Below are 23,259 nucleotides of genomic sequence, written 5' to 3' on the forward strand. Positions count from 1 at the left end.
CTCGGGCGGTCAGTCGACGACGTCGGTGGACGGGCGCAGCTCGGCGTCCCGCGACCGGTAGCCGTCGGCCACGGCGTCCGTGAAGGCCTTGGTCCGGGCGTTCACGTCCGCGAAGAAGCGCGCGCCACCCGGGGTGTTCGCGATCCGGTGCGCTGCGGCGAACCCGATGACGACGCCGACGGCGACGAAGAACAGCTGCTTCACGGTGCCCCTCCCTCTCGCGCACGCAGGCGGCGCGTGCCCGACGAGTCTAGTGGCGGGGAACCTCCGGTACGCCGAACGGCGGGCCGTCCTCCTGAGAGGACGACCCGCCGTTCGGGTGTGATCGGTGGATCAGCGAGCTGCGTAGTACTCGACGACGAGCTGCACTTCACAGGTCACGGGGACCTCGGCGCGCTTCGGGCGACGGACCAGGCGGGCCTGGAGCTTCTCGATCTCGACCTCGAGGTAGCCCGGGACCTTCGGCAGGACCTCGAGGTGACCACCGGCGGCGGCGACCTGGAGGGGCTCGAGGGACTCGGAGCGCTGCTTGACGTGGATCATCTGGCCCTCCTTCACGCGGAAGGACGGACGGTCGACGAGCTTGCCGTCGATCATGATGTGACGGTGCACGATCAGCTGACGGGCCTGCGCGGTGGTGCGGGCGAAGCCGGCACGGAGCACGAGGGCGTCGAGGCGCTGCTCGAGGAGCTCGACCAGGTTCTCACCGGTCAGGCCCTTCGTCTTGCGGGCCTCTTCGAAGACGATGCGGAGCTGCTTCTCGCGGATGCCGTACTGGGCGCGCAGACGCTGCTTCTCACGGAGGCGGACGGCGTAGTCGCTGTCCGCACGACGGCGGGTGCGGCCGTGCTCACCGGGGCCGTAGGGGCGCTTCTCGAGGTAGCGGGCCGCCTTCGGCGTCAGCGGGATGCCGAGCGCGCGCGAGAGGCGGGTCTTGCTGCGGGTGCGTGACTTGGTAGACACAGGGTCCTTTTCTCTGTCTGAACTGAATGACTCGTCGGACACCACCCGTCCGCGGGCACTGCGTACCGGGGGCACTGCAAGCACGCGGGCGTGTTCGGTCCCGACGACGGGATCCAGAGGGATGAGCCTGTGGGATCGGACGGCTACAGTCCGAACCTCTGTCCCCGTACCGCCGGAGCGGGACTCTGTCCTCGGCGCAGCCGCACGCGAGGACCAGGACGTAGGCCCGGCAATGTTAGCAGTATCTGGACCCGCGGTGCCAGCACTACTCGCCGCGGGTGATCTTCCGGAGCCGCTCGAGGCGCGGACCGACCTCGCGCTCGTACCCGTTGCCGGTCGGCGTGTAGTACTCGGTGCCGTCGAGGACGTCGGGCAGGTACTGCTGTCGGGCCACCCCGTGCTCGGCGTCGTGCGAGTAGACGTAGCCCTTGCCGTGCCCGAGCCGCTTCGCCCCGGGGTAGTGCGCGTCACGGAGGTGCATCGGCACGACGCCCATCCGCCCGGCCTTGACGTCGGCGATCGCCGCGTTCACGCCGTTGTAGGACGCGTTCGACTTCGGAGCGGTGGCCAGGTACACGACCGCCTCGGCCAGGGGGATCCGGCCCTCGGGCATGCCGATGAGCTGGACGGCCTGCGCCGCGGCGACCGCTATGGGCAGTGCCTGCGGGTCCGCCATGCCGATGTCCTCGGACGCGGAGATGATGATGCGCCGCGCGATGAACCGCGGGTCCTCGCCCGCCTCGATCATGCGGGCCAGGTAGTGGAGCGCGGCGTCGACGTCGCTCCCCCGCACCGACTTGATGAAGGCGCTGATGACGTCGTAGTGCTCGTCGCCCTGGCGGTCGTAGCGGAGCAGCGCCCGGTCCACCGCGGCCGCCACGGTGTCCGCGTCGACGACCGGGACGGTGTCGACGCCGTCGAGCGGCGCGTCGTCGTCGTCCTCGGGGTCGGCAGCGGCCGCGATGGCCGAGGACGCCGCGGCCTCGAGCGCGGTCAGAGCGCGTCGGGCATCGCCGGAGGACAGCCGCACGATGGCCGCACGGGCGTCGTCACCGAGCACGACCGACCCGCCGAGCCCCCGTGGGTCCTCGACCGCGCGGTCGACGAGCATGCCGAGGTCGGCGTCCGTGAGGGGCTTGAGCGTCAGGAGCAGCGACCGGGACAGCAGCGGCGAGATGACGGAGAACGACGGGTTCTCGGTCGTCGCCGCGATGAGGATCACCCAGCCGTTCTCGACGCCGGGCAGCAGGGCGTCCTGCTGCGCCTTGCTGAAGCGGTGGATCTCGTCGAGGAACAACACGGTGGTCGAGCCGTACAGGTCGCGGTGGGTCAGGGCCTTCTCCATGACCTCGCGCACGTCCTTGACCCCAGCGGTGACCGCGGAGAGCTCGACGAACTCGCGACCGGACTGCCGCGCGATCGCCTGCGCGAGGGTGGTCTTGCCGGTACCGGGCGGCCCCCAGAGGATCACCGAGACCCCACCCGGGTTCTCGCGCGTGCCCGTCGCGAGCTGCACGAGCGGACTGCCGCGACCGAGCAGGTGCTGCTGCCCGGCCACCTCGTCGAGGCTGGTGGGGCGCATCCGGACGGCGAGCGGCACCGAGCCCTGTGCCAGGCCGGCGCGACCGCCGGTGGTGGGCGCACGCATGCCCGTTCGATCCGCTGCCATGCATCGATCGTAGGCCGACCCACCGACGTGGGCGTGCCTCCAGGCCGGGCGCACCGCGCCGTCCGCTACGCTCGGCGGCACACTCGACGAGAGGTCCGATCAGCACCGTGGCACCGAAGAACCAGTCGCGCGACAACCGCGAGGCGCGCGAGCGGCTCCGTCTGTACCAGGCCCGTCAGGGGCTGCACGATCGGCAGCGCCGGCGCCGGGTGCGGGACAACACGGTCGGTGCGGTGGTGCTCGTCCTGGTCGCCGCGCTCGCGACCGGGTCCCAGCTCGTCCACGCGGGCACGCAGGGCTCCGGGAAGGCGGACGCCAGCGCGAGCACGTCGGCCACCGCCACGGCGACCCCGTCCGCCAGTGCCTCGGGCGACACCGGAGACACGCCGAGCAAGTCCATCGCCGGCGGGAAGACCTGGACCGGCACGCTGACCCTGAACAAGGACGTCGAGCTCGGCATCGAGCTCGACGGCAAGGCCGCCCCGCAGGCCGCGAGCGTCGAGATCGACCTCATCCGGAAGCAGTTCTACGAGGGCACGACGTGCCACCGGCTCGCCGACAGCGCCGACTTCGAGTTCCTGCAGTGCGGCTCCGCGAACGGCGACGGGACGGGTGACGCCGGTTTCCAGTACGGGCCGCTCGAGAACGTGCCGAGCGACGGGGAGTACCCCGCCGGCACGATCGCGATCGCCCGTGGGTCCTCGCCGACGTCGCAGACCACGCAGTTCTTCATCGTCTACGGCGACACGACCCTCGACGGCTCGACGGGCGGCTACACCGTGGTGGGCAAGGTGACGAGCGGCCTCGACCGGCTCGAGTCCCAGATCACCTCGAAGGGCATCGCCTCCCCCGGGAGCGACGGCACGGGCGAGCCGAAGGTCGCGACGACGATCACCGGCGCCACCATCGCCGAACAGCAGTAGTCCACAGGTCGCACGGACGGGGGTCGCGGAGGCCTCCCGTGCAATAGGCTGACGACCTGACCGTGCCGACGGTGACGTCGGTGATGCACGACCACGATCGAGGCGAGACCTGTGGGACCTGACGAAGCAACGACCTGGGGCCGGGTCGACGAGAACGGGACGGTGTACGTCCGGTACGAGGACACCGAGAAGGCGGTCGGCGAGTACCCCGACGCCACCCCGGACGAGGCGCTCGCGTACTTCGCGCGGAAGTACGCCGACCTCGAGGGGCAGGTGAAGATCGCGGAGCAGCGCACCCAGCGCGGTGCCTCGGCGAACGACGTCGCCCGCACGGTCGAGCACCTCCGCGCGCAGGTGACCGAGGCCCGGGTCGTCGGTGACCTGAAGTCCCTCGAGGATCGCGTCGCGAAGCTCTCCGAGCAGGTCGGTTCGCTGACCAAGGAGCAGCAGGCGCAGGCGCAGCAGGCCCTGACGGACGCCCTCGCGCACCGGACCGCCCTGGTCGAGGAAGCCGAGCAGCTCGCGGCCGTCGACCCCGCGCGTGCGCAGTGGAAGCAGATCACCGCACAGCTGGACGACGTGTTCGCCCGCTGGCAGCAGCACCAGCACGACGGTCCCCGCCTGCCCAAGAACGAGGCGAACGAGCTCTGGAAGCGGTTCCGTGCCGCCCGCTCGACGGTCGACCAGCACCGCCGCGCTTTCTACTCCGAGCTCGACGCGCAGCACCGCGACGCACGGGGCCGCAAGCAGGAGCTCGTGCAGCAGGCCGAGGCACTCGCCTCGCGCGGCTCGGACGGGATCCCCGCCTACCGCGAACTCCTGGACGAGTGGAAGCGCGCCGGCCGGGCGGGCAAGCGCCACGACGACGCGCTGTGGGCGCGGTTCAAGGCCGCCGGTGACGTACTGTTCGAGCAGCGCCACGCCGAGGCTGCGGTGGAGAACGAGGAGTACTCCGCCAACCTCGTCGCGAAGCAGGAGCTCCTCACCGAGGCCGAGCCGCTCCTGCAGCAGCACGACCGCGTTGCCGCGCGCCGCACGCTCACCGACATCCAGCGCCGCTGGGACGAGATCGGCAAGGTCCCCCGCGGGGACGTCCGCCGCATCGAGGACCGACTGCGCGCGGTCGAGGACCACGTGCGGAGCCTCGAGGACCAGCACTGGAAGGCGTCGGACCCGGAGCGCAAGGCCCGTCAGACCGGCCTCGCGAGCCAGCTCGAGGACGCGATCGGCAAGCTCGAGGCCGAGCTCGCCGAGGCGCAGGCCTCCGGGAACGCCCGGAAGATCAAGGACGCGCAGGAAGCCCTCGACGCCCGTAAGATCTGGCTCGACGCGCTTGGTGGTTGAAGATCTGAGCGGTTGACCATCCGAGTGGTCGAAGCTCCGAGCGGTTGATCACCCGGTCAACGACGAGGGCCCCCGCGTGTGCGGGGGCCCTCGTCGTCCGGAGGACCGTCGATCAGGTGATCGTCGATCGGGTGACCGTCGATCAGGTGATCGTCGATCGGGTGACCGTCGATCAGGTGATCGTCGATCGGGTGACCGTCGATCGGGCGACGCTCGGTCCGGGTCAGACGGGAGCGGGCATGCCGAGCAACAGTCGGATGTCGAGGTCGTCCTGCCGCATCTGGGCAGCGAGCTCGTCCATCGAGGAGAACGCCACCATGCCCCGGACGTAGGACACGAACAGGACCGAGATCGTCTCGCCGTACAGGTCGATGTCGACGTCGAGCAGGTGCGCCTCGATCTGCTTCGCGGGCACGCCCTCGAAGGTCGGGTTGTTCCCGACCGAGACAGCCGCGGGGTAGACCGTGCCGCGGTGCAGGACCCGAGCGGCGTACACCCCGTCGGCGGGCACGAAGCCCTCGCACGCCGGGTCGAGGTTCGCGGTCGGGTAGCCCATCGCACGGCCGCGCTGGTTGCCGTGCACGACGGTGCTGCGGACGGCGTGCTCTCGCCCGAGCAGTCGCGCGGCCTCGGCCACCCGGCCCTGACCCAGGAGCTCGCGGATCCACGTGGAGGACACGCGGCGCTCGTCCGACTCGCGGACGTCGTCCCGCAGGTCGACGTCGTCGATGAGCTCGACCGTGAAGCCGTGCCGCTCCCCCAGCGCCCGCAGCAGGGCGACGTCGCCGGCACCGCGGGCACCGAAGCGGAAGTCGCTGCCGACGAAGACGAGCCGGGCGTGCAGCGTGTCGACGAGCACGTCGGACACGAACGACTCCGGCGCCTGCGTCTGCAGGTGCTCGTCGAAGCGGAGCAGCAGGGTCGCGTCGACCCCGACGGACTCCAGGAGCTCACGGCGCTGCGCAGTGCTCGTGAGGGCCGGCGGGACCCGGCTCGGGTCGATGACGCTGAGCGGGTGCCGGTCGAAGGTGACGACGGTCGACACGAGCCCCTGTTCGCGTGCGGCACGCTCGAGGTGCGCGATCACGGCGCGGTGGCCGACGTGCACGCCGTCGAACTTGCCGATCGTCACCGCGCTCGGTCCGAAGCCCGAGGCGACGTCGGCAGGGTCGTCGTAGAACTGCACGCGCGCCCCTACTCGCCGGCCGCGACGGTGCTGCGGGCGGGCTCGGCGGCAGCCGTGCGGTGGTGCTTGCGGAGCCACCAGAGCCCGGCGATCGGCAGCACGAGCGGCGCGAAGACGTAGCCGAGGCCGTAGTACGACCAGACGGTGTCGTCCGGGAAGAGCTGTCGGTCGACCAGGGACAGCGTGCCGACGATCAGCACGCCGGCCATCTCGAAGCCGATCGTCACGCAGGCGACCCGGTACCAGACCCGGCCGGGGGCGATGAGGGCGATCATCGCGACGATGTACACGAGCGCCGCCACCGCGCTGAGCGTGTAGGCGAACGGCGCGTGCGAGAACTTCTCGATGATCTGCACGACGCTGCGTCCCGTCGCGGCGAGGGCGAGGATGCCGTAGACGGCGATGAGGACACGGCCGACACCGGTCGCGAGGGAGGATCTGGTCGCCACGGCACCGAGTCTACCGACGCCCTGGGACACCCGATGCCAGCCCGAGCCGCTGTCCGCCCCGAGCACCCGGTGGGCGCTGGTCAGTTCAGCGCGAACCAGATCTGGTACATCCGGTAGACCATCACCGCGACGGTGAACGCACCGGCGCCGAGGACGACCGTGCTCCAGCGGGTGCGGTCGATGAGCGCCCAGACGATGGCCGCCGGCGGGACGAGCAGCACCGACACCGCGTACACGCCGAACTCGAGCCCGTTGCCCTGCGGCGGCGACCCGACGGCCGGCAGCACGAGCGACACGACCCCCTGGGCGAGCAGCAGCACCTCGATGAGGGCGAGCGCTCCGACCGTGTAGTCGTTCGGCTTCCACCCGACGAACCCGACGACGACCGTGAAGATCCCCACGACGACCGCGAGCACGAGCTGCACCCACATGAACCACTCGATCACGCGTCGGCTCCGCTCCGGTCGGCGTCCGCGGCGGCGGACGCCGGCGCGGGGAAGTTCGTGATGACACGGAGTCGCCCGCGCCGGACCGACACGAGTCCGACGAGCCGGTCGTCCGCCGTCGCGACCGCCGCAACGGGGCCGTCGTCGTCCGGGTGGTCGGCGGCGACCCGCTTGCCGTCCGTCAGGTCCTTCGCCGCCTGCGGGTCGAGCGACACGCTCGGGAAGAGCCGCCGCGCGACGTCCGCCGGCCGGGCGAGCGCGCCGAGGACGTCGACGTCGTCGTCCTCGAGGTCGACCGCGTCGGCGACGTCGAACGGGCCCACCGCCGTCCGACGGAGCGCGGTGAGGTGCCCGCCGGTGCCGAGCGCAGCCCCGACGTCCCGGGCGAGGGCGCGGACGTACGTTCCCGACGAGCAGTCGACGACCACGTCGAGGTCGACCACGGCGACGTCGACGCCGTCAACCCGGACCGTGTGCTCGGTGCGCGCGGTCACGTCGAAGCGGGACACCGTGACGGTGCGGGAGCGCAGGACGACCTCCTCGCCCTTCCGCGCGAGGTCGTAGGCGCGTCGCCCGTCGACCTTGATCGCGCTCACGGTGGAGGGCACCTGGTCGATCGTGCCGCGCTGCTGCGCCACGGCGCGCTCGACCGCGGCCTCGCCGACGTCGGCGCCGAGGACGCCCGGTGCGGCGGTCGGGGTGCCGTCGGCGTCGTCCGAGTCCGTCGACACGCCGAGCCGGATGGTCGCGGTGTAGGTCTTGCCGAGGCCGACCAGGTGCGTCAGCAGACGCGTCGACGGCCCGGCCCCCAGGATGAGCAGGCCGGTCGCCATCGGGTCGAGCGTCCCGGCGTGACCGATCTTCTTCAGGCCGAGGCGGCGGCGGGCGATCGAGACGACCCGGTGGCTCGAGATGCCCTGCGGCTTGTCGACGAGGAGGATGCCGTCAGGCGCGGAAGCGAGCACCGGACGAGGGTACCAGCGGCGCTGCGGGGCCGGCGCTCAGCAGGCGTCGTTCCAGTTGCGCCGCGGGTGCTCGGGGTCGGTCGCGTCCAGGATCGCGGAGGCGGCGAGCTTGACGTCCGCGCGGCGCTCGAGCCGCCCGTCCTCGCGCTCGACCCACAGCGACCAGCGCCACAGCCCCCGCGCCCCCGGCGCCAGCAGGCCGTGCCCGTGCACGACCAGGACACCGTCGCCGGCGCCCGTCGTGCGGAACGGCGTCACGACGTCCGCACGGAGCCGGTCGACGTCGTCCGAGGGAGCGGCGGCCGCCATCGCGGGGACACCGTGCTGCTCGAAGCCGGCGACGAGGCCGGCGGCGACGCGCTCGAGGTCAGTGCCGTCCTGCCCGTCCACCCCGATCACGGCGCGGTTCGTCCCCACCTGCGCGATCACCTCGCCCGCGATCGCGGCGTACGTGTCGGTCTCCTGCGGTGCCCAGCGTGCCATGCACCCACCGTAGGCTGTCGTGGTGAACGCGAGCGGAGCCTCCCGTCCTCCTGTGGACGAACCGTCGGACGCGACCCGACCCGACCTCGCGACGCCGCTGGTCGCCTGGTTCCGCGCCGAGGCGCGTGACCTGCCGTGGCGCCGCCCCGGCTTCCCGGCGTGGGGCACGCTGGTCAGCGAGGTCATGCTGCAGCAGACGCAGGTCGCGCGCGTCGTCCCCCGACTGGAGGCGTGGCTCACCCGGTGGCCGACGCCTGCGGACCTCGCGGCGTCACCCCCGGCGGACGCGGTGCGTGCCTGGGACCGGCTCGGCTACCCGCGTCGCGCGCTCGCGCTGCACGCGGCGGCGACCGCCATCGCGGAACAGCACGACAACGTCGTGCCGCGGGACGTCGACGCCCTGCTCGCGCTGCCGGGGATCGGTGACTACACCGCGCGTGCCGTCGCGGTGTTCGCGTACGGCGACCGCCACCCGGTCGTCGACGTCAACGTCCGGCGGGTCCTCGCCCGCGCGCTGCTCGGGCAGGGCGAGCCGGGACCGGCGAAGGCGAAGCAGGACCTGCCGCTGATGGCGTCCGTGCTGCCCGAGGAACGCGACCTGGCGGCGGCGACGAACGCGGCCGCGATGGAGCTCGGGGCGCTGGTCTGCGTCGCCCGCTCCCCCGCGTGCGACACCTGCCCGATCGCCGACCGGTGCGCCTGGCGCGCCGCGGGGTACCCGGAGCACGACGGACCGCGAGCACCGAAGCAGGCGCGCTTCGCCGGGAGCGACCGGCAGGTGCGCGGCCTGATCATGGCCGAGCTGCGGTCGAGCGACGTCCCCGTGCTCCGTTCCGAGATCGACCTGGTCTGGCCGGACGACGCACAGCGGGAGCGTGCCCTCACCTCGCTCCTCCGCGACGGGCTGGCCGTCGGGGACGATGCGGGCGGGTACACGCTCCCGAGTGCGTGAGGGTCAGGCGCGGTCGTCGTCCTCGTCCTCGTCGTCGTGCTTGTACGGGTCGGCGTCGCCGGCGTACTGCGCACCGGCCGAGGCCGCCTTCACCTGCGCGTCGCGCATCTGCGCCTGGGCGAGCAGGTCCTCCATGTGCGCCGAGGTCTCCGGCAGGGCGTCGGCGATGAACTCGAGCGAGGGGGTGAGCCGTGCCGTGATGTTCTTGCCGACCTCGCTCCGGAGCATGCCGGTCGCGGCCTTGAGCGCCGCGGCGGAGTCGGCACGCTCCTCGTCGGAGCCGTAGACGGTGTAGAAGACCGAGGCGTGCTGCAGGTCCCCGGTGACGCGGACGTCGGTGATCGTGACGAAGCCGAGACGCGGGTCGCGCAGACCCTTGTCGAGTCGACGAGCGACGACTTCCTTGATGCGGTCCGCCATCTTGCGTGCGCGCTGCGGATCGGCCATTGGGTGCCTCCTGGGGCAGGGATTCTTCTGGTGGAACGGGTGGACCCCGCCCCTCCCGAGGGAGGAGCGGGGTCCAGACTAGCCAGGCGTCAGTCGCGAGGCTTCTCGACGAGCTCTGTGGTCTCGATCTCGTCACCGACCTGGATGTCGTTGTACTTGCCCAGACCGATACCGGCCTCGAAGTCCGTGCGGACCTCGGTGACGTCGTCCTTGAAACGACGCAGCGACTCGATGGCCAGTCCGTCGGCGAGCACCACACCGTCACGGATGACGCGCGCCTTGGCGTTGCGCGTGATCGTGCCGGAGCGGACGATGACACCGGCGATGTTGCCGAACTTCGAGGAGCGGAACACCTCGCGGATCTCGGCGACACCCGACTGGACCTCTTCGTACTCGGGCTTGAGCATGCCCTTGAGGGACTGCTCGATGTCCTCGAGTGCGTTGTAGATGACCGAGTAGAAGCGCACGTCGATGCCTTCGCGCGCCGCACGCTCGCGGGCCTTGACGTCCGGGCGGACGTTGAAGCCGACGACGATCGCGTTGTCGATCGTGGCCAGGTCGATGTCCGACTCCGTGATCGCACCGACGCCGCGGTGCAGGATCCGGAGCTGGACGCTGTCGTCGACCTCGATGTCCAGGAGCGACTGCTCGAGTGCCTCGACGGCACCGGAGACGTCACCCTTGATGATGAGGTTGAGCGAGTCGACCTTGCCCTCTTCGAGTGCGCGGGTGAAGTCCTCGAGCGAGATGCGCTTGCGGGCCTTGGCCAGCTGGGCGTTGCGCTCGGCGGCTTCACGCTTCTCGGCGATCTGACGGGCCGTGCGGTCTTCTTCGGTGACGAGGAACGTGTCACCGGCGCGCGGCACCGACGACAGACCCTGCACCTGGACCGGGCGGCTCGGCGTCGCGGCAGTGACCGCGTTGCCGTCCTCGTCGGTCATCGCACGGACGCGGCCGTAGGCCGTACCCGCCACGATGGCGTCACCGACGTGGAGCGTGCCGGACTGGATGAGCACCGTGGCGACCGCACCGCGACCCTTGTCGAGTCGGGCTTCGATCGCGACACCGCGTGCGTCCTTGTCGGGGTTCGCACGCAGGTCGAGACCCGCGTCGGCGGTGAGCAGCACGGCGTCGAGGAGGTCCTGGATGCCGACGTTGTTGCGCGCCGACACGTCGACGAACATGACGTCGCCGCCGTACTCCTCGGCCACCAGGTTGTACTCGGTGAGCTGCTGCCGGACCTTCGCCGGGTTCGCGCCCTCCTTGTCGATCTTGTTCACCGCGACCACGATCGGCACACCGGCCGACTGCGCGTGGTTCAGTGCCTCGATCGTCTGGGGCATGATGCCGTCGTCCGCCGCGACCACGAGGATCGCGATGTCCGTCACCTGGGCACCACGGGCACGCATGGCGGTGAACGCCTCGTGACCCGGGGTGTCGATGAAGGTGATCGGGCGGTCGATGCCCTCGTGCTCGGTCGTGATCTGGTACGCACCGATGTGCTGGGTGATGCCACCGGCCTCGCCCTCGACGACCTTCGAGTTGCGGATCGCGTCGAGGAGGCGGGTCTTGCCGTGGTCGACGTGGCCCATGACGGTGACGACCGGCGGCCGCTGCTGCAGCACGTCGTCGTCCTCGTCCTCGAGCTCGGCATCGAGGTCGATGTCGAAGCCCTCGAGGAGCTCACGGTCCTCGTCCTCGGGCGAGACGATCTGGATCTTGTAGCCGAGCTCCTCGCCGAGGACCTCGAACGTGGCCTCGTCCAGGGACTCCGTGGCGGTCGCCATCTCACCGAGGTGGAACAGCACCGTCACGAGGTTGCCGGGCATCGCGTCGATCTTGTCCGCGAAGTCCGAGATGCTCGCACCACGGCGCAGACGGACGACCGTGTTGCCGTCGCCACGAGGGACCTGCACGCCGCCGAGCGACGGCGCCTGCCGCATCTCGTACTCGGCGCGCTTCGTCCGCTTCGACTTGCGGGCACGGCTCTTGCCACCACCGCGACCGAACGCACCGGCGGTCCCACCACCGGGGCCACGACCACGGCCACCGCCACCGGCGGGACGCGGGCCGGAGAACGCCGGACGCGGGAAGCCGCCGCCGGCACCCGGGGCACCCGGACGACCGCCGGGGCCACCACGGCCGCCACCCTGGCCCGGGCGCTGCCCGAAGCCGTTGGGACGGTTCGCCTGACCGGGGCCACCCGGACGCGGCGCTCCGGGACGCGGGGCGCCCGGACGCGGCGGTGCCGGACGCGGGATGCCGTTGCCGCCACCGGCGCCTCCGGCGGGACGCTGTCCCATGCCCTGGTTCGAGGAGTACGGGTTGTTGCCCGGACGCGGCGGGCGCGAGCCCATGCCCTGGCTCGACGCGTAGGGGTTGTTGCCGGGACGTGCGCCCGGCTTCGGGCCACCCGGCTTCGGGCCGGCTGCTGCGCCCGGCTTCGGGGAACCGCCGGGCTTGACGGCGTCACCCTTCGGCGCGGTCGTGCCACCGGACGCCTGGCTCGCGGCCTTCTCGTCGGCTGCGGCCTTGCGTGCGGCCTCGGCCTCGGCCTGGCGCTGGGCGACCGACTTCGGTGCAGCGGGCACCGGGGCGTCGCTGGCCGGGGCCTGCGCCTGGGGCTCGGGCTGCGGGGCCGGTGCCGGACGGGCCGGACCCGGGCGGGGGCCGCCGGGCTTCGGCGCGCTCGACTTCGGCGCTGCGGTCTTGGCGGGCGCGCTCGGCGTGGCCGACGCTGCCGGAGCCGACGACGAGGCGCCGGACGCCTGCAGCGCAGCACGGAGCTTGCGCGCGACGGGGGGTTCCACACTGGAGCTCGGGCCCTTGACGAACTCGCCGAGCTCCTTGAGCTTCTCCATTGCGGTCTTGCTGTCGACACCGAGTTCGGATGCGATCTCGTGTACGCGTGGTTTTGCCACTGTTCTCCTTCACGGGTCCCACCCCGCGAAGGGGGCAGGACTCACTGGATGACGGGTCTCATTTCGAGCCGCTCATCAGTTGTCCATAAGCCGTTCAGCCTGTTCTGTCGTGTCCTGGTGTCCGCCCGACTGCTCGGCTGCGAGGCCGTGCAGGTGGTCGAGCACTGCGGACGTGTCGGGTTCGCGATCCAGCCGGAGCGCCCGGCGGAAGGCCCGGCGCTTGACGGCCAGTTCGTAGGCTTCGACGGTCGGGGTGAGCCACGCTCCCCTGCCCGGCATGACTGCCTTCGGGTCCGCCACGACGCGACCGTCGCTCGAGGCGACGACACGGAGGAGGGAGGACCGGGGAGCACGGCGACGACTGCCGATGCACGTTCTGACGGGAACCATCTTACTCCTCACCTCCGACGACCGCGATCCGGCGCGCCCGACCGGGCCACGCCACCAGCGAAAACGCGCCTACTCGTCGCCGTCCAGGATCGAGCCCTGACCGGCACTGCCTGGATGTCGACCCTACTCGTCGCCGTCCAGGATCGAGCCCTGACCGGCACTGCCTGGATGTCGATCCCTACTCGTCGCCGTCCAGGATCGAGTCCGGCTGGATGTCGATCCGCGCGCCGGTGAGCTTCGCGGCGAGGCGGGCGTTCTGCCCTTCCTTGCCGATCGCGAGCGACAGCTGGTAGTCCGGCACGAGCGCGCGGACGGCCTTCGTCGAGGCGTCGAGCACGAACGCGCTCGTCACCTTCGCCGGCGACAGGGCGCTCGCGACGAAGGACGCCAGGTCGGACGAGTAGTCGACGATGTCGATCTTCTCCGCGCCGAGCTCGGTCGTCACGGCACGCACGCGGGCGCCGAGCTCACCGATGCAGGCACCCTTCGCGTTCACGCCGGACTCGTTCGCCTTCACGGCGAGCTTCGTGCGGTGCCCGGCCTCGCGGGCGATCGACGTGATCTCGACGACACCGGAGGCGATCTCCGGGACCTCGAGCGCGAAGAGCTTGCGGACGAGCCCGGGGTGTGTGCGCGAGACCGTGATCTGCGGGCCCTTCGCCCCGCGGCCGACGCTCGTGACGTAGACGCGGATGCGGTTGCCGTGCTTGTACTCCTCGCCTGGGACCTGCTCCTCGGGCGGGAGGATCGCCTCGACCGTGCCGAGGTCGACGTGCACCATCTTCGGGTTCGGACCCTGCTGGATCACGCCCGCGACGATGTCACCCTCCTTGCCGCGGAACTGGCCGAGGATCTTGTCGTCGCCGATGTCGCGGAGGCGCTGGTTGATGACCTGCTTCGCGGCGAAGGCGGCGATGCGGCCGAAGTCGCTCGGCTGGTCGACGGCCTCGCCGACGACGGTGCCCTCCTCGTCACGCTCCGGCACGTAGACCGAGACCTCGCCGCACTTGCGGTCGAGCTCGACACGCGCCTGGGCGTCGACGGGCTCGTCGTTCTCCGCGCGGTGCTTCTGGTACGCCGTCAGGATGGCGGATTCGATGATCTGGACGAGTTCGTCGAACGGGATCTCCCGCTCGCGCTCCATGAGTCGCAGGACTGCGAGGTCGATCTTCACCGAGGTGCCTCCGTATTCAGCTGAGTCGCCTCCGCGGGTTGGATCTGCGCGGAAGTCGGCGACCAGCGTACCCCAGAACAGGACGGGAGGCGCGTGGCGGACCCGCCACGCCTCCCTCGCAGGCTCGGTCGGCGCGCCCCGCGCAACGCTCCGCGTCGCCGCCGAGCGGAGCGCGCCCGTCCCTCACGGGGTCGCGATCAGATCGCGCGGACCGCCTCGAGCAGCTCCGCGACCGGCACGTCTCGCCGCTCGCCGGAGCGGCGGTCCCACAGTTCGACGACGCCGTCGGCGGCGCTCCGACCGGCGACGATGACCACTGGCACGCCGAGAAGCTCGGCGTCGCGGAGCTTCACGCCGGGCGAGACCTTCGGGCGGTCGTCGTAGACGACGTCGTACCGCTCGCCCTCGAGGGTCGCGATGAGCGACGAGGCGACGTCGTAGGCGACCTCGTCCTTGCCGGTGGCGACCACGTGCACGTCGAACGGTGCGATCTCCTTCGGCCAGGCGAGGCCCTTCTCGTCGTTGTGCGCTTCGGCGAGGATCGCCATGATGCGCGTGACGCCGATGCCGTACGAACCCATCGTGACGGTCGCGAGCTTGCCGTTCTCGTCCTGGACTTTGAGTCCGAGGGCCTCGGCGTACTTGCGGCCGAGCTGGAAGACGTGCCCGATCTCCATGCCGCGGGCGGTCTCGAGGGGGCCCGAGCCGTCCGGTGCGGGGTCGCCGGCTCGGACGTCCGCGACGTCGGCGGTGCCGTCCGCGGTGAAGTCGCGACCTGCGACGAGTCCGGAGACGTGCACGCCGCGCTCGTTCGCGCCGGTGACCCACGCGGTCCCCTCGGCGACGCGGGGGTCGACGAGGTACCGGATGCCCGAGGGGCTGTCGGCGCCCAGGACCTGCGGGCCGATGTAGCCCTTCACGAACACGCCGGGGTGGCGCTTGAAGTCGTCGTCACCGGCCGCCTCGACCTCGGCGGGCGCGAAGGCCACCTCGGCGCGCTTCAGGTCGACGTCCCGGTCGCCGGGGAGCCCGACGACGACGACCTCGCGGGTGCCGTCGAGGTGCGTCAGGGCGAGCACGACGTTCTTCAGGGTGTCCGCAGCCGTCCACGGACGGTCCGCGCGGGGGGCGGCGTCGTTGGCGTGCGCGACGAGCGTGTCGATGGTCGGCGTGTCCGCCGCGGGCAGGCGCACGGGCTCCGGCTGCCCCTCGATCGGCAGGCTGTCGGCCGCGGGGGTGACGTAGGCCTCGACGTTCGCTGCGTAGCCGCCGGCGCTCCGGACGAAGGTGTCCTCGCCGACGCCGATCGGGTGCAGGAACTCCTCGGACTTCGAGCCGCCCATCGCGCCGGCGTCCGCCTGGACGATGACGTACTCGAGGCCGAGTCGGGTGAAGATGCGCTCGTAGGCGTCCCGCATCACCTGGTAGCTGCGCTCGAGCCCCTCGTCCGTGAGGTCGAACGAGTACGCGTCCTTCATGGTGAACTCGCGCCCGCGCAGGAGTCCGGCGCGGGGCCGGGCCTCGTCGCGGTACTTGTCCTGGATCTGGAACAGCGTGACGGGAAGGTCCTTGTACGAGCCGTACAGGTCCTTCACGAGCAGCGCGAACATCTCCTCGTGTGTGGGCGCGAGCAGGTAGTCGGCGCCCTTGCGGTCCTGCAGGCGGAACATGCCGTCGCCGTACTCGGCCCAGCGGTTCGTCGCCTCGTAGGGCTCGCGCGGCAGGAGCGCGGGCAGCAGGACCTCCTGCGCGCCGGCGGCCACCATCTCCTGGCGGACGATGTCCTCGATGCGGCGGCGGACGCGCAGGCCGAGCGGCAGCCACGCGAAGATCCCCGGGGACTGACGACGGACGTAGCCGGCGCGGACGAGCAGCTTCGCGCTCGTCACCTCGGCGTCGGAGGGGTCGTCGCGGAGCGTGCGGAGGAAGAGATGGGAGAGCCGTGTGACCACGGGGCAAGCCTAGCGGCGCACGCGGCCCTCCCCGCGACTAGGGGGTCGTGACGACCTGGGGCGAACCCGTCGTGGCGTCCGGACCCATCTCGTCGGCGAGCCGGTTGGCCTCCTCGATGAGGGTCTGCACGATCTCGCGCTCCGGCACGGTCTTGATCACCTGTCCCTTCACGAAGATCTGTCCCTTGCCGTTGCCGGACGCGACGCCGAGGTCGGCCTCGCGCGCTTCGCCCGGACCGTTCACGACGCAGCCCATGACGGCGACGCGGAGCGGGACGGTCATGCCCTCGAGCCCCTTCGTGACGTCGTTGGCGAGCTGGTAGACGTCGACCTGCGCGCGGCCGCAGCTCGGGCACGAGACGATCTCGAGCTTGCGTTCGCGCAGGTTGAGCGACTGCAGGATCTGCAGGCCGACCTTCACCTCCTGCGCGGGCGGCGCGGAGAGCGAGACGCGGATGGTGTCGCCGATGCCCTCGGCGAGCAGGATGCCGAACGCCGTGGCGCTCTTGATCGTGCCCTGGAACTCCGGTCCGGCCTCGGTCACCCCGAGGTGCAGCGGCCAGTCCCCCGCGGCGGCGAGCTGCCGGTAGGCCTTCACCATGACGATCGGGTCGTTGTGCTTGACCGAGATCTTGAAGTCGTGGAAGTCGTGCTCCTCGAACAGGGACGCTTCCCACACGGCGGACTCGACCAGTGCCTCGGGCGTGGCCTTGCCGTACTTCTGCAGCAGGCTCGGCTCGAGCGACCCGGCGTTCACACCGATGCGCAGCGAGACGCCCGCGTCCTTGGCGGCCCGGGCGATCGCGCCGACCTGGTCGTCGAACTTGCGGATGTTGCCCGGGTTCACGCGGACCGCGGCGCACCCGGCGTCGATGGCCTGGAAGACGTACTTCGGCTGGAAGTGGATGTCGGCGATGACCGGGATCTGCGACTTCTTCGCGATGATCGGCAGCGCGTCGGCGTCGTCCTGGCTCGGGACCGCGACGCGCACGATGTCGCACCCGGAGGCGGTGAGCTCGGCGATCTGCTGCAGCGTCGCGTTGATGTTCGTCGTCGGCGTGGTGGTCATCGACTGCACCGAGACGGGAGCGTCGCCGCCCACGAGGACCTTGCCCACCCGGATCTGCCGCGACTTCCGACGCGGGCTCAGGGTTTCGGGGACTTTCGGCAGACCGAGGTTCACTGCTGGCACGAGGTGCACTCTACGCGCTCGCGGTGCCGTCACTCGGCGCTGGTCACCAGGTCCGTCCCGCGGTCCACGACCGTGACGAGCGGGGCGTACAGCCGCATCGCGTCGAGGGCGCGCTCGTGGTCGGCGTCGGTGGCGCCGGCGCACGCGTCGGCGACGACCGTGACGGTCGCGCCGGCGTCGGCCGCGGCCAGCGCGGTGCTCAGCACGCAGCAGTCGGTGGAGACGCCGGTGAGCACGAGGTGCGGGTGGTCGCCGACGACGGCGCGGAGGCTCGTCCCCCACTTGCCGAAGGTCGGTTCCGTGACGACGGGGTCGCGTCGGTCGACCGCGGCGGATGCGAAGGGCTCGGTCAGGCCGTACAGCGGGTCGCCGTCCGGGACGAGCGCGAACGGCCAGTCCCGGTAGTACGGCACCCAGGCACCCTCGGGCCGCTCGGGCGCGACGAAGCGCGTGAAGACCGTGCGACCGGCGAACCGGGGCAGCAGCCGTCCGGTCCCGGCGGCGGCCGCGTCGTACCGCGGCGCCGCCCACGGGCTGTCACCGGTGAAGATGCGCTGCAGGTCGATCGCGACGAGCCACGCGTCGGGCGGGACGACGACGCTCACGCCTGCTCCTGGCGGCGCACGGACCCGCGCGCGGTGAGGAGCGTGCCGACGAACCCGACCACGAGCGCGACGAGGACGCCGAGGTTGGCGTACGCCCACGCGCCCTGCCGGCCACCGAGGCCGAACGGCTCGAGCAGGTAGCCCTGCCAGTTCAGCCAAGCCGGGACGCCGTACGTGTTCGTGACGAGCCCCCAGCCGAGGACGGTCCCGAGGACGACGAGCCCGATCGCGGCCCAGCGCACGTCGCCGTAGCGGCCCCGCACGTCGTCGAGCTCGGCGTCCGCGTAGGCCCGGCGACGCAGCAGCACGTCGGCGACGAACACCCCCGCCCAGGCGGCGATCGGCACGCCGAGGGTCACGAGGAACGCCTGGAACGGCGAGATGAAGTCCTTCGCGAAGAAGACCACGTACACGGCCCCGGCAACCATGAACACGCCGTCGACCCCGGCCGCGACGGGCCGCGGGATCCGGACGCCGGCGCTGAGGAGCGCGAGCCCGGACGAGTAGATGTCGAGCACGGCACCGCCGACGAGCCCGAGGATCGCGACGAGGGCGAACGGGACGAGGAACCACACCGGCAGGATCGTCGTGAGCGCACCGATCGGGTCGGCGCCGATCGCGCTGTTCAGGTCCTTCGACGAACCCGCGAGCAGGACGCCCACCACGACCAGGACGGCGGGGGCGAGCGCACCGCCGAACGTCGTCCACCAGACCACGCCCCCGGTCGAGGCGGTCCGCGGCAGGTAGCGCGAGTAGTCCGCAGCGGCGTTGACCCAGCCGAGCCCGAAGCCCGTCATCACGAGGACGAGTGCGCCGAGGACGTTCTGGGCGCTCCCGGACGGCAGGGCGCCGAGCGTGCCGAGGTCGATCGACGGCACCGCGAGCACGACGTAGACCACCGTGAGCACGGCGGTGACGACGGTGATCACGGTCTGCAGGCGCATGATGACGTCGAAGCCGGCGATCCCCGCCCCGACCACCAGCGCGGCGACCACGACCAGGGCGACGAGCTTCGTCACGACGCCGTCGTCCCAGCCGAGCTCCCGGAACACGGTCGACGTCGCCAGGACCGCGAGGGACGCCAGCGCGGTCTCCCACCCGACGGTGAGCACCCAGCTCAGGAACGACGGCAGCCGGTTCCCCCGCACGCCGAACGCCGCGCGGCTGAGGACCATCGTCGGCGCCGAGCCTCGCTTGCCGGCGATCGCGACGATCCCGCAGAGCAGGAACGAGAACGCGACGCCGACGACGGACACGATCGTCGCCTGGGCCAGCGAGATGCCGAACCCGAGGACGAACGAGCCGTAGCTCAGGCCGAGCACCGAGACGTTCGCGGCGAACCACGGCCAGAACAGCCCGCGGGGCCGCCCCTTCCGGTCGGACTCGGCGATGACGTCGATGCCCTGGCGCTCGACGGCGCGGACCTCGGGGGCTGTGCTCATGCGCCCGAGCGTAGTGCTAGCCGAACAGGTTCACCGGTCGCACGATGTCGGCGTAGACGAGGAGCGCGCTCATCCCGGCCAGGAGCACGACGACGACCATCGTGAGCGGCATCGTCTTGGCCAGGTCGATCGCGCCCGGGTCCGGCTTGCCGACGAGCAGGTACGCGCGGCGCTTCACGGCCTCCCACAGCGCCCCGGCGATGTGACCGCCGTCGAGCGGCAGGAGCGGCACCATGTTGAGCACGAACAGGCCGATGTTGAGCGACGCCAGGAGCCCGAGGATCGTGTAGACCTTGTCGACCACGGGGACCCCGCTCATCGACGAGACCTCGCCGATGGCCCGGCCGACGCCGACGACCGAGACCGGGCTGTCCTGGGACCGCGCCTGCGAGCCGAACGCCGCGTTCCACACCGCGACGAGCCGCTGCGGCAGGTCGATGATCAGGTGCGCCGACGCGGCGATCTGCGCGCCCGTCGCGGGGAGGACGGCCGCCGGGGACTGCCGCACGAGGGACTGCCCGATGCTGACCCCCACGACACCGACCTGCTGCGTCTTCGTGGTGCCGTCCGCGTTCTTCGCCGCCGTGCCCTCGGCCGTGACGACGTCGCGGGTGGCGAGCTGCGGCGTGACCTCGAGCGTCTTCCGCGCACCGTCGCGCTCGACCACGACCGTCACGGTCTTGCCGGCGGAGCGCTGGAAGACCTTCGAGACCTCGGCGATCGTCGGGTCCTGCTGGCCGTCCACCGCCAGGACGACGTCGCCGTCCCGGATGCCGGCCTGCTTCGCGGGTGACTCGGCGTCCCCCGGGGCGCACGCCGTGGCGCTGCTCGACGGCAGGACGCAGTCGACGCTCGACGTGAAGGTCGTCGTCGGGGCACCGAAGCCGCACAGCAGCACGCCGAACAGGACGATGCCGATGACGAGGTTCATCGCCGGGCCGGCGACCATGACGATGATGCGCTTCCACGGGGTCAGCCGGTAGAACGCGCGGGAGTCGTCGCCGCCGGAGTCCGCGATCTGCGCGGCGCTCGCCTCGCGCGCGTCCTGCACGAACGCGCCGTACATGCCGGTGTTCGTGATCGCGTTCGGCTTGCCCGAGGCCCGGGGCTTGAGCATGCCGACCATCGAGATGTACCCGCCGAGCAGGATCGGGCGGATCCCGTACTCGGTCTCGCCGCGGCGGAAGGACCACATCGCCTTGCCGAACCCGAGCGAGTACTGCGTGACCTTGACGCCGAAGAGCTTCGCGAAGGACAGGTGGCCGAGCTCGTGGAGGCCGATCGAGACCAGCAGGCCGACGATGAAGACGACCACGCCGAGGACGAACAGGAGCACGGATTCGACGGTCACCAGGAGAGGGTACGGGACCCCGCCCATGACGGAGCCGAGCGCATCCTGAGAGGTGGGGCGGGCCTCCCGTCCGTCAGGTGGTCACCACGGGACGGACGGGAGGCACGGGTCGGGTCAGCGCGTCAGCGCGTCAGCGCGCGGTCCGCCGCGTCGCGGGCCCAGCGCTCGGCCGCCAGTACGCCGTCCAGGGACGGCTCCCCCGCCGTGTGCGCGTCGACGACGCGCCGGACCGTGTCGACGATGTCGAGGAAGCCGATCGCTCCGGCGTGGAAAGCGGCGACGGCCTGCTCGTTCGCGGCGTTGAAGACCGCGGGGAACGTGCCGCCGAGGACCCCGACGTGCTTCGCGAGGTCGACGGCGCCGAAGGCCTGCGTGTCGAGCGGTTCGAAGGTCCAGGTGCTCGCGGTCGTCCAGTCGAGCGGGACGCCCACGCCGGGGACGCGGTCCGGCCAGGCCAGGCCGAGCGCGATCGGCAGGCGCATGTCCGGCGGCGAGGCCTGGGCGATCGTCGAGCCGTCGACGAACTCGACCATCGAGTGCACGATCGACTGCGCGTGCACCGTCACGTCGATGCGGTCGTACGGCACGCCGAACAGCAGGTGCGCCTCGATGACCTCGAGGCCCTTGTTGACGAGCGTCGCGGAGTTCGTCGTGACGACGAGTCCCATGTCCCACGTCGGGTGTGCGAGCGCCTGCGCGGGCGTGACGTCGACGAGCTCGGCGCGGGAGCGTCCGCGGAACGGGCCGCCGCTCGCCGTGAGGACGAGCCGCCGGACCTCGGCGCCGGTGCCCGAGCGGAGCGCCTGCGCGATGGCGGAGTGCTCGCTGTCGACGGGCACGATCTGCCCGGGCGCGGCGGCGGCCTGCACGAGCGGGCCGCCGACGATCAGGCTCTCCTTGTTCGCGAGGGCGAGCGTCGCGCCGGTGTCCAGCGCCGCCAGGGTCGGGCCGAGGCCGACCGAGCCGGTGATGCCGTTGAGGACGACGTCCGCCTCGACACCGCGGACCAGGCGTTCGGCGTCGGCCGCGCCGAACGCGGTCTCCGTGACGCCGAAGCGGGCGGCCTGCTCGGCGACGAGCTCGCGGTTGGTGCCGGCGGTGAGGCCGACGACCTCGAAGCGGTCGGGGTTGCGGGCGACGACGTCGAGGGCCTGGGTGCCGATCGAGCCCGTGCTGCCGAGGACGACGATGCGGCGCCGTCCGGTCGGGCCGGTCGGGCCGGTCGCGTCGGTCGGGCCGGTCGCGTCGGCCGGGCCGGTCGCGTCGGCCGGGCCGGTCGCGTCGGCCGGGCCGGTCGCGTCGGCCGGGCCGGTCGCGTCGGCCGGGCCGGTCGCGTCGGCCGGGCCGGTCGCGTCGGCCGGGCCGGTCGCGTCGGCCGGGCCGGTCGGGCTGGTCGGGCTGGTCGCGTCGGCCGGGCCGGTCGGCGTCATGGTCAGCCCTTGGCCAGGAGGTCGACGACGAAGACGAGCGAGGCATCCTTCGGGATGTTCGAGCCCTCGGGCGGGTTCGAGCCGTAGGCGTCCTCGGCCGTCGTCACGATGAGGACCTGCGAGCCGATCTTCTGCCCGACGAGGCCGGTGACGAAGCCCTTGATGAGCGAGCCCTCGGAAACCGTGAAGGTGGTGGGGGCGCCCTTCGACCACGAGGAGTCGAACTCCTTGCCGCCGTCGAGCGTCACGCCCTTGTACTGCACCAGGACGCTGTCCCCGTCGGCCACGGTGTCACCGTCGCCCTGCTTGAGGACCTCGACCTCGGTCTTCGCGGGGGCGGTCTCGCCGGCGGGGATCGTGATCTCCGGCTCGCCGTCCGCCTTGTCCCTGACCGTGGGCAGTGCGGGGTTCTGCTCCTGCGGGGTGCCGGTCGCCTTCGTCGGGGTCTTCGCGAGCACGTCCGCGACGACGACGATGTCGCCGCTCGTGGTGAAGCCGAGCGCCGAGGACGCACCGACCGCCGCGACCCGGTCGCCGACCTTGGTGCAGGCGAGCAGGGCACCGAAGCCGGTGCCGCCCACCGACAGGACCTGCGGGTTGCCCTGGTCGAAGCCGACCGCGCCGAGCTTCGAGGCGTCCTTCGCCTGGTACACGGCGTAGGAGACCTGCGCGAACTCGCCGTCCTTGAGCGCGGCACCGTCGCCCTGCACGACCGTGGAGGCCTGCGGCGTCTTCGCGCTGATGCCCTTGTCGAACCTGACCGTCGGGGCCTCCTTGCCGCCGAACGCACCGCTGACCTCGATGCTCTTCGACGCCGAACCCGGCTTCGGGCAGGCGGAGATCGGCGTGGCCGACGCGCTCGAGGACGCGCTCGGCGAGGCCGACGCGTCACCCGACCCCGAACCGGAGCAGGCGGCGAGTCCCAGCACGACGGCGGGGACGAGGGCGATCGGGAGCAGGCGGAGACGCTTCACG

At 71.7% G+C, this 23,259-nt stretch carries 22 protein-coding genes; 3 read left to right on the plus strand and 19 right to left on the minus strand.

The features are described 5' to 3' along the window. Positions 1-9: 9 nt before the first annotated feature. The 3 genes from FB462_RS10620 to FB462_RS10630 all read right to left on the minus strand — a co-directional run bounded on the left by FB462_RS10620 (position 10) and on the right by FB462_RS10630 (position 2,611). Positions 10-204, minus strand: a complete 195-nt coding sequence (locus FB462_RS10620) for a hypothetical protein (protein ID WP_114849980.1) — start codon at positions 202-204, stop codon at positions 10-12. 129 nt (positions 205-333) lie between these two features. Then, entirely contained in the window at positions 334-963 is a 630-nt protein-coding gene (gene rpsD / locus FB462_RS10625; protein WP_141861829.1) for a 30S ribosomal protein S4, read from the minus strand. A gap of 265 nt (positions 964-1,228) precedes the next feature. After that, positions 1,229-2,611: a replication-associated recombination protein A gene (locus FB462_RS10630; protein ID WP_114849981.1), complete on the minus strand. Its 1,383-nt coding sequence runs from the start codon at positions 2,609-2,611 to the stop codon at positions 1,229-1,231. Between the two features lie 128 nt (positions 2,612-2,739). Between FB462_RS10630 and FB462_RS10635 the strand changes: the two genes are divergently transcribed. Both FB462_RS10635 and FB462_RS10640 read left to right on the plus strand, forming a co-directional pair. Beyond that, positions 2,740-3,555, plus strand: coding sequence for a peptidylprolyl isomerase (locus FB462_RS10635; RefSeq protein WP_141861831.1), 816 nt, complete (start codon positions 2,740-2,742; stop codon positions 3,553-3,555). A gap of 111 nt (positions 3,556-3,666) precedes the next feature. Further along, the gene (locus tag FB462_RS10640; RefSeq protein WP_180225371.1) at positions 3,667-4,899 is read left to right on the plus strand and encodes a DUF349 domain-containing protein; all 1,233 of its coding nucleotides are present in this window, start codon (positions 3,667-3,669) and stop codon (positions 4,897-4,899) included. A 223-nt stretch (positions 4,900-5,122) separates the two neighbouring features. Here FB462_RS10640 and FB462_RS10650 read toward each other — a convergent pair whose 3' ends face one another. The 5 genes from FB462_RS10650 to FB462_RS10670 all read right to left on the minus strand — a co-directional run bounded on the left by FB462_RS10650 (position 5,123) and on the right by FB462_RS10670 (position 8,428). Then, the gene (locus FB462_RS10650; RefSeq protein WP_141861833.1) at positions 5,123-6,085 is read right to left on the minus strand and encodes a bifunctional riboflavin kinase/FAD synthetase; all 963 of its coding nucleotides are present in this window, start codon (positions 6,083-6,085) and stop codon (positions 5,123-5,125) included. A gap of 8 nt (positions 6,086-6,093) precedes the next feature. Further along, positions 6,094-6,534 carry a hypothetical protein gene (locus FB462_RS10655; RefSeq protein WP_141861835.1) on the minus strand — a complete coding sequence of 147 codons (441 nt, stop codon included), beginning with the start codon at positions 6,532-6,534 and terminating at the stop codon, positions 6,094-6,096. Between the two features lie 80 nt (positions 6,535-6,614). Then, complete coding sequence (locus FB462_RS10660; RefSeq protein ID WP_058742116.1) at positions 6,615-6,980, minus strand: hypothetical protein; 366 nt, start codon at positions 6,978-6,980, stop codon at positions 6,615-6,617. Beyond that, positions 6,977-7,945, minus strand: coding sequence for a tRNA pseudouridine(55) synthase TruB (truB, locus tag FB462_RS10665; RefSeq protein ID WP_141861837.1), 969 nt, complete (start codon positions 7,943-7,945; stop codon positions 6,977-6,979). Before truB ends, FB462_RS10660 begins: the two co-directional genes overlap by 4 nt. Positions 7,946-7,981: 36 nt before the next feature. Further along, positions 7,982-8,428, minus strand: coding sequence for a hypothetical protein (locus tag FB462_RS10670; protein WP_058742114.1), 447 nt, complete (start codon positions 8,426-8,428; stop codon positions 7,982-7,984). Between the two features lie 52 nt (positions 8,429-8,480). Here FB462_RS10670 and FB462_RS10675 point away from each other — a divergent pair, with 52 nt between their 5' ends. Further along, a complete protein-coding gene (locus FB462_RS10675; protein WP_141861839.1) occupies positions 8,481-9,380 on the plus strand; it encodes an HhH-GPD family protein in 900 nt (299 codons plus the stop codon). Positions 9,381-9,383: 3 nt separating this feature from the next. Here the strand turns inward: FB462_RS10675 and rbfA are convergent, their stop codons facing one another. From rbfA to FB462_RS10735, 11 genes are all read right to left on the minus strand, one after another. Beyond that, positions 9,384-9,827 (minus strand): 30S ribosome-binding factor RbfA, encoded by a 444-nt coding sequence (gene rbfA / locus FB462_RS10680; RefSeq protein ID WP_058742112.1) that lies wholly within the window; start codon positions 9,825-9,827, stop codon positions 9,384-9,386. Between the two features lie 89 nt (positions 9,828-9,916). Further along, complete coding sequence (gene infB, locus FB462_RS10685) at positions 9,917-12,748, minus strand: translation initiation factor IF-2 (RefSeq protein ID WP_114849986.1); 2,832 nt, start codon at positions 12,746-12,748, stop codon at positions 9,917-9,919. A gap of 75 nt (positions 12,749-12,823) precedes the next feature. After that, entirely contained in the window at positions 12,824-13,138 is a 315-nt protein-coding gene (locus FB462_RS10690) for a YlxR family protein (RefSeq protein WP_114849987.1), read from the minus strand. Positions 13,139-13,316: 178 nt separating this feature from the next. Then, complete coding sequence (nusA, locus tag FB462_RS10695; protein WP_141861841.1) at positions 13,317-14,312, minus strand: transcription termination factor NusA; 996 nt, start codon at positions 14,310-14,312, stop codon at positions 13,317-13,319. A 197-nt stretch (positions 14,313-14,509) separates the two neighbouring features. Continuing rightward, entirely contained in the window at positions 14,510-16,264 is a 1,755-nt protein-coding gene (locus FB462_RS10700) for a proline--tRNA ligase (RefSeq protein WP_141861843.1), read from the minus strand. A 37-nt stretch (positions 16,265-16,301) separates the two neighbouring features. Beyond that, on the minus strand, positions 16,302-17,435 hold the full coding sequence (ispG, locus tag FB462_RS10705; protein WP_058742895.1) for a flavodoxin-dependent (E)-4-hydroxy-3-methylbut-2-enyl-diphosphate synthase: 1,134 nt from the start codon (positions 17,433-17,435) through the stop codon (positions 16,302-16,304). A 50-nt stretch (positions 17,436-17,485) separates the two neighbouring features. After that, positions 17,486-18,061, minus strand: a complete 576-nt coding sequence (locus tag FB462_RS10710) for a cysteine hydrolase family protein (RefSeq protein WP_058742889.1) — start codon at positions 18,059-18,061, stop codon at positions 17,486-17,488. After that, the gene (locus FB462_RS10715; RefSeq protein ID WP_141861845.1) at positions 18,058-19,503 is read right to left on the minus strand and encodes a purine-cytosine permease family protein; all 1,446 of its coding nucleotides are present in this window, start codon (positions 19,501-19,503) and stop codon (positions 18,058-18,060) included. Before FB462_RS10715 ends, FB462_RS10710 begins: the two co-directional genes overlap by 4 nt. A gap of 16 nt (positions 19,504-19,519) precedes the next feature. Continuing rightward, positions 19,520-20,854, minus strand: coding sequence for a M50 family metallopeptidase (locus FB462_RS10720; protein WP_175326338.1), 1,335 nt, complete (start codon positions 20,852-20,854; stop codon positions 19,520-19,522). Between the two features lie 122 nt (positions 20,855-20,976). Beyond that, complete coding sequence (locus FB462_RS10725) at positions 20,977-22,284, minus strand: 1-deoxy-D-xylulose-5-phosphate reductoisomerase (protein ID WP_244289134.1); 1,308 nt, start codon at positions 22,282-22,284, stop codon at positions 20,977-20,979. A 2-nt stretch (positions 22,285-22,286) separates the two neighbouring features. Further along, positions 22,287-23,258, minus strand: coding sequence for an FKBP-type peptidyl-prolyl cis-trans isomerase (locus FB462_RS10735; protein WP_141861847.1), 972 nt, complete (start codon positions 23,256-23,258; stop codon positions 22,287-22,289). Between the last annotated feature and the right edge of the window lies 1 nt (position 23,259).

Origin of the sequence: Curtobacterium citreum (assembly GCF_006715175.1) — a bacterium.
Taxonomy (GTDB): domain Bacteria; phylum Actinomycetota; class Actinomycetes; order Actinomycetales; family Microbacteriaceae; genus Curtobacterium; species Curtobacterium citreum.

Coding starts and splice junctions, on each gene's coding strand:
- FB462_RS10630 (WP_114849981.1), bottom strand. CDS start 2,611: ATGCGTGCGCCCACCACCGGCGGTCGCGCCGGCCTGGCACAGGGCTCG.
- FB462_RS10670 (WP_058742114.1), bottom strand. CDS start 8,428: ATGGCACGCTGGGCACCGCAGGAGACCGACACGTACGCCGCGATCGCG.
- rbfA (WP_058742112.1), bottom strand. CDS start 9,827: ATGGCCGATCCGCAGCGCGCACGCAAGATGGCGGACCGCATCAAGGAA.
- FB462_RS10690 (WP_114849987.1), bottom strand. CDS start 13,138: ATGGTTCCCGTCAGAACGTGCATCGGCAGTCGTCGCCGTGCTCCCCGG.
- FB462_RS10715 (WP_141861845.1), bottom strand. CDS start 19,503: ATGAGCACAGCCCCCGAGGTCCGCGCCGTCGAGCGCCAGGGCATCGAC.
- FB462_RS10725 (WP_244289134.1), bottom strand. CDS start 22,284: ATGACGCCGACCGGCCCGGCCGACGCGACCAGCCCGACCAGCCCGACC.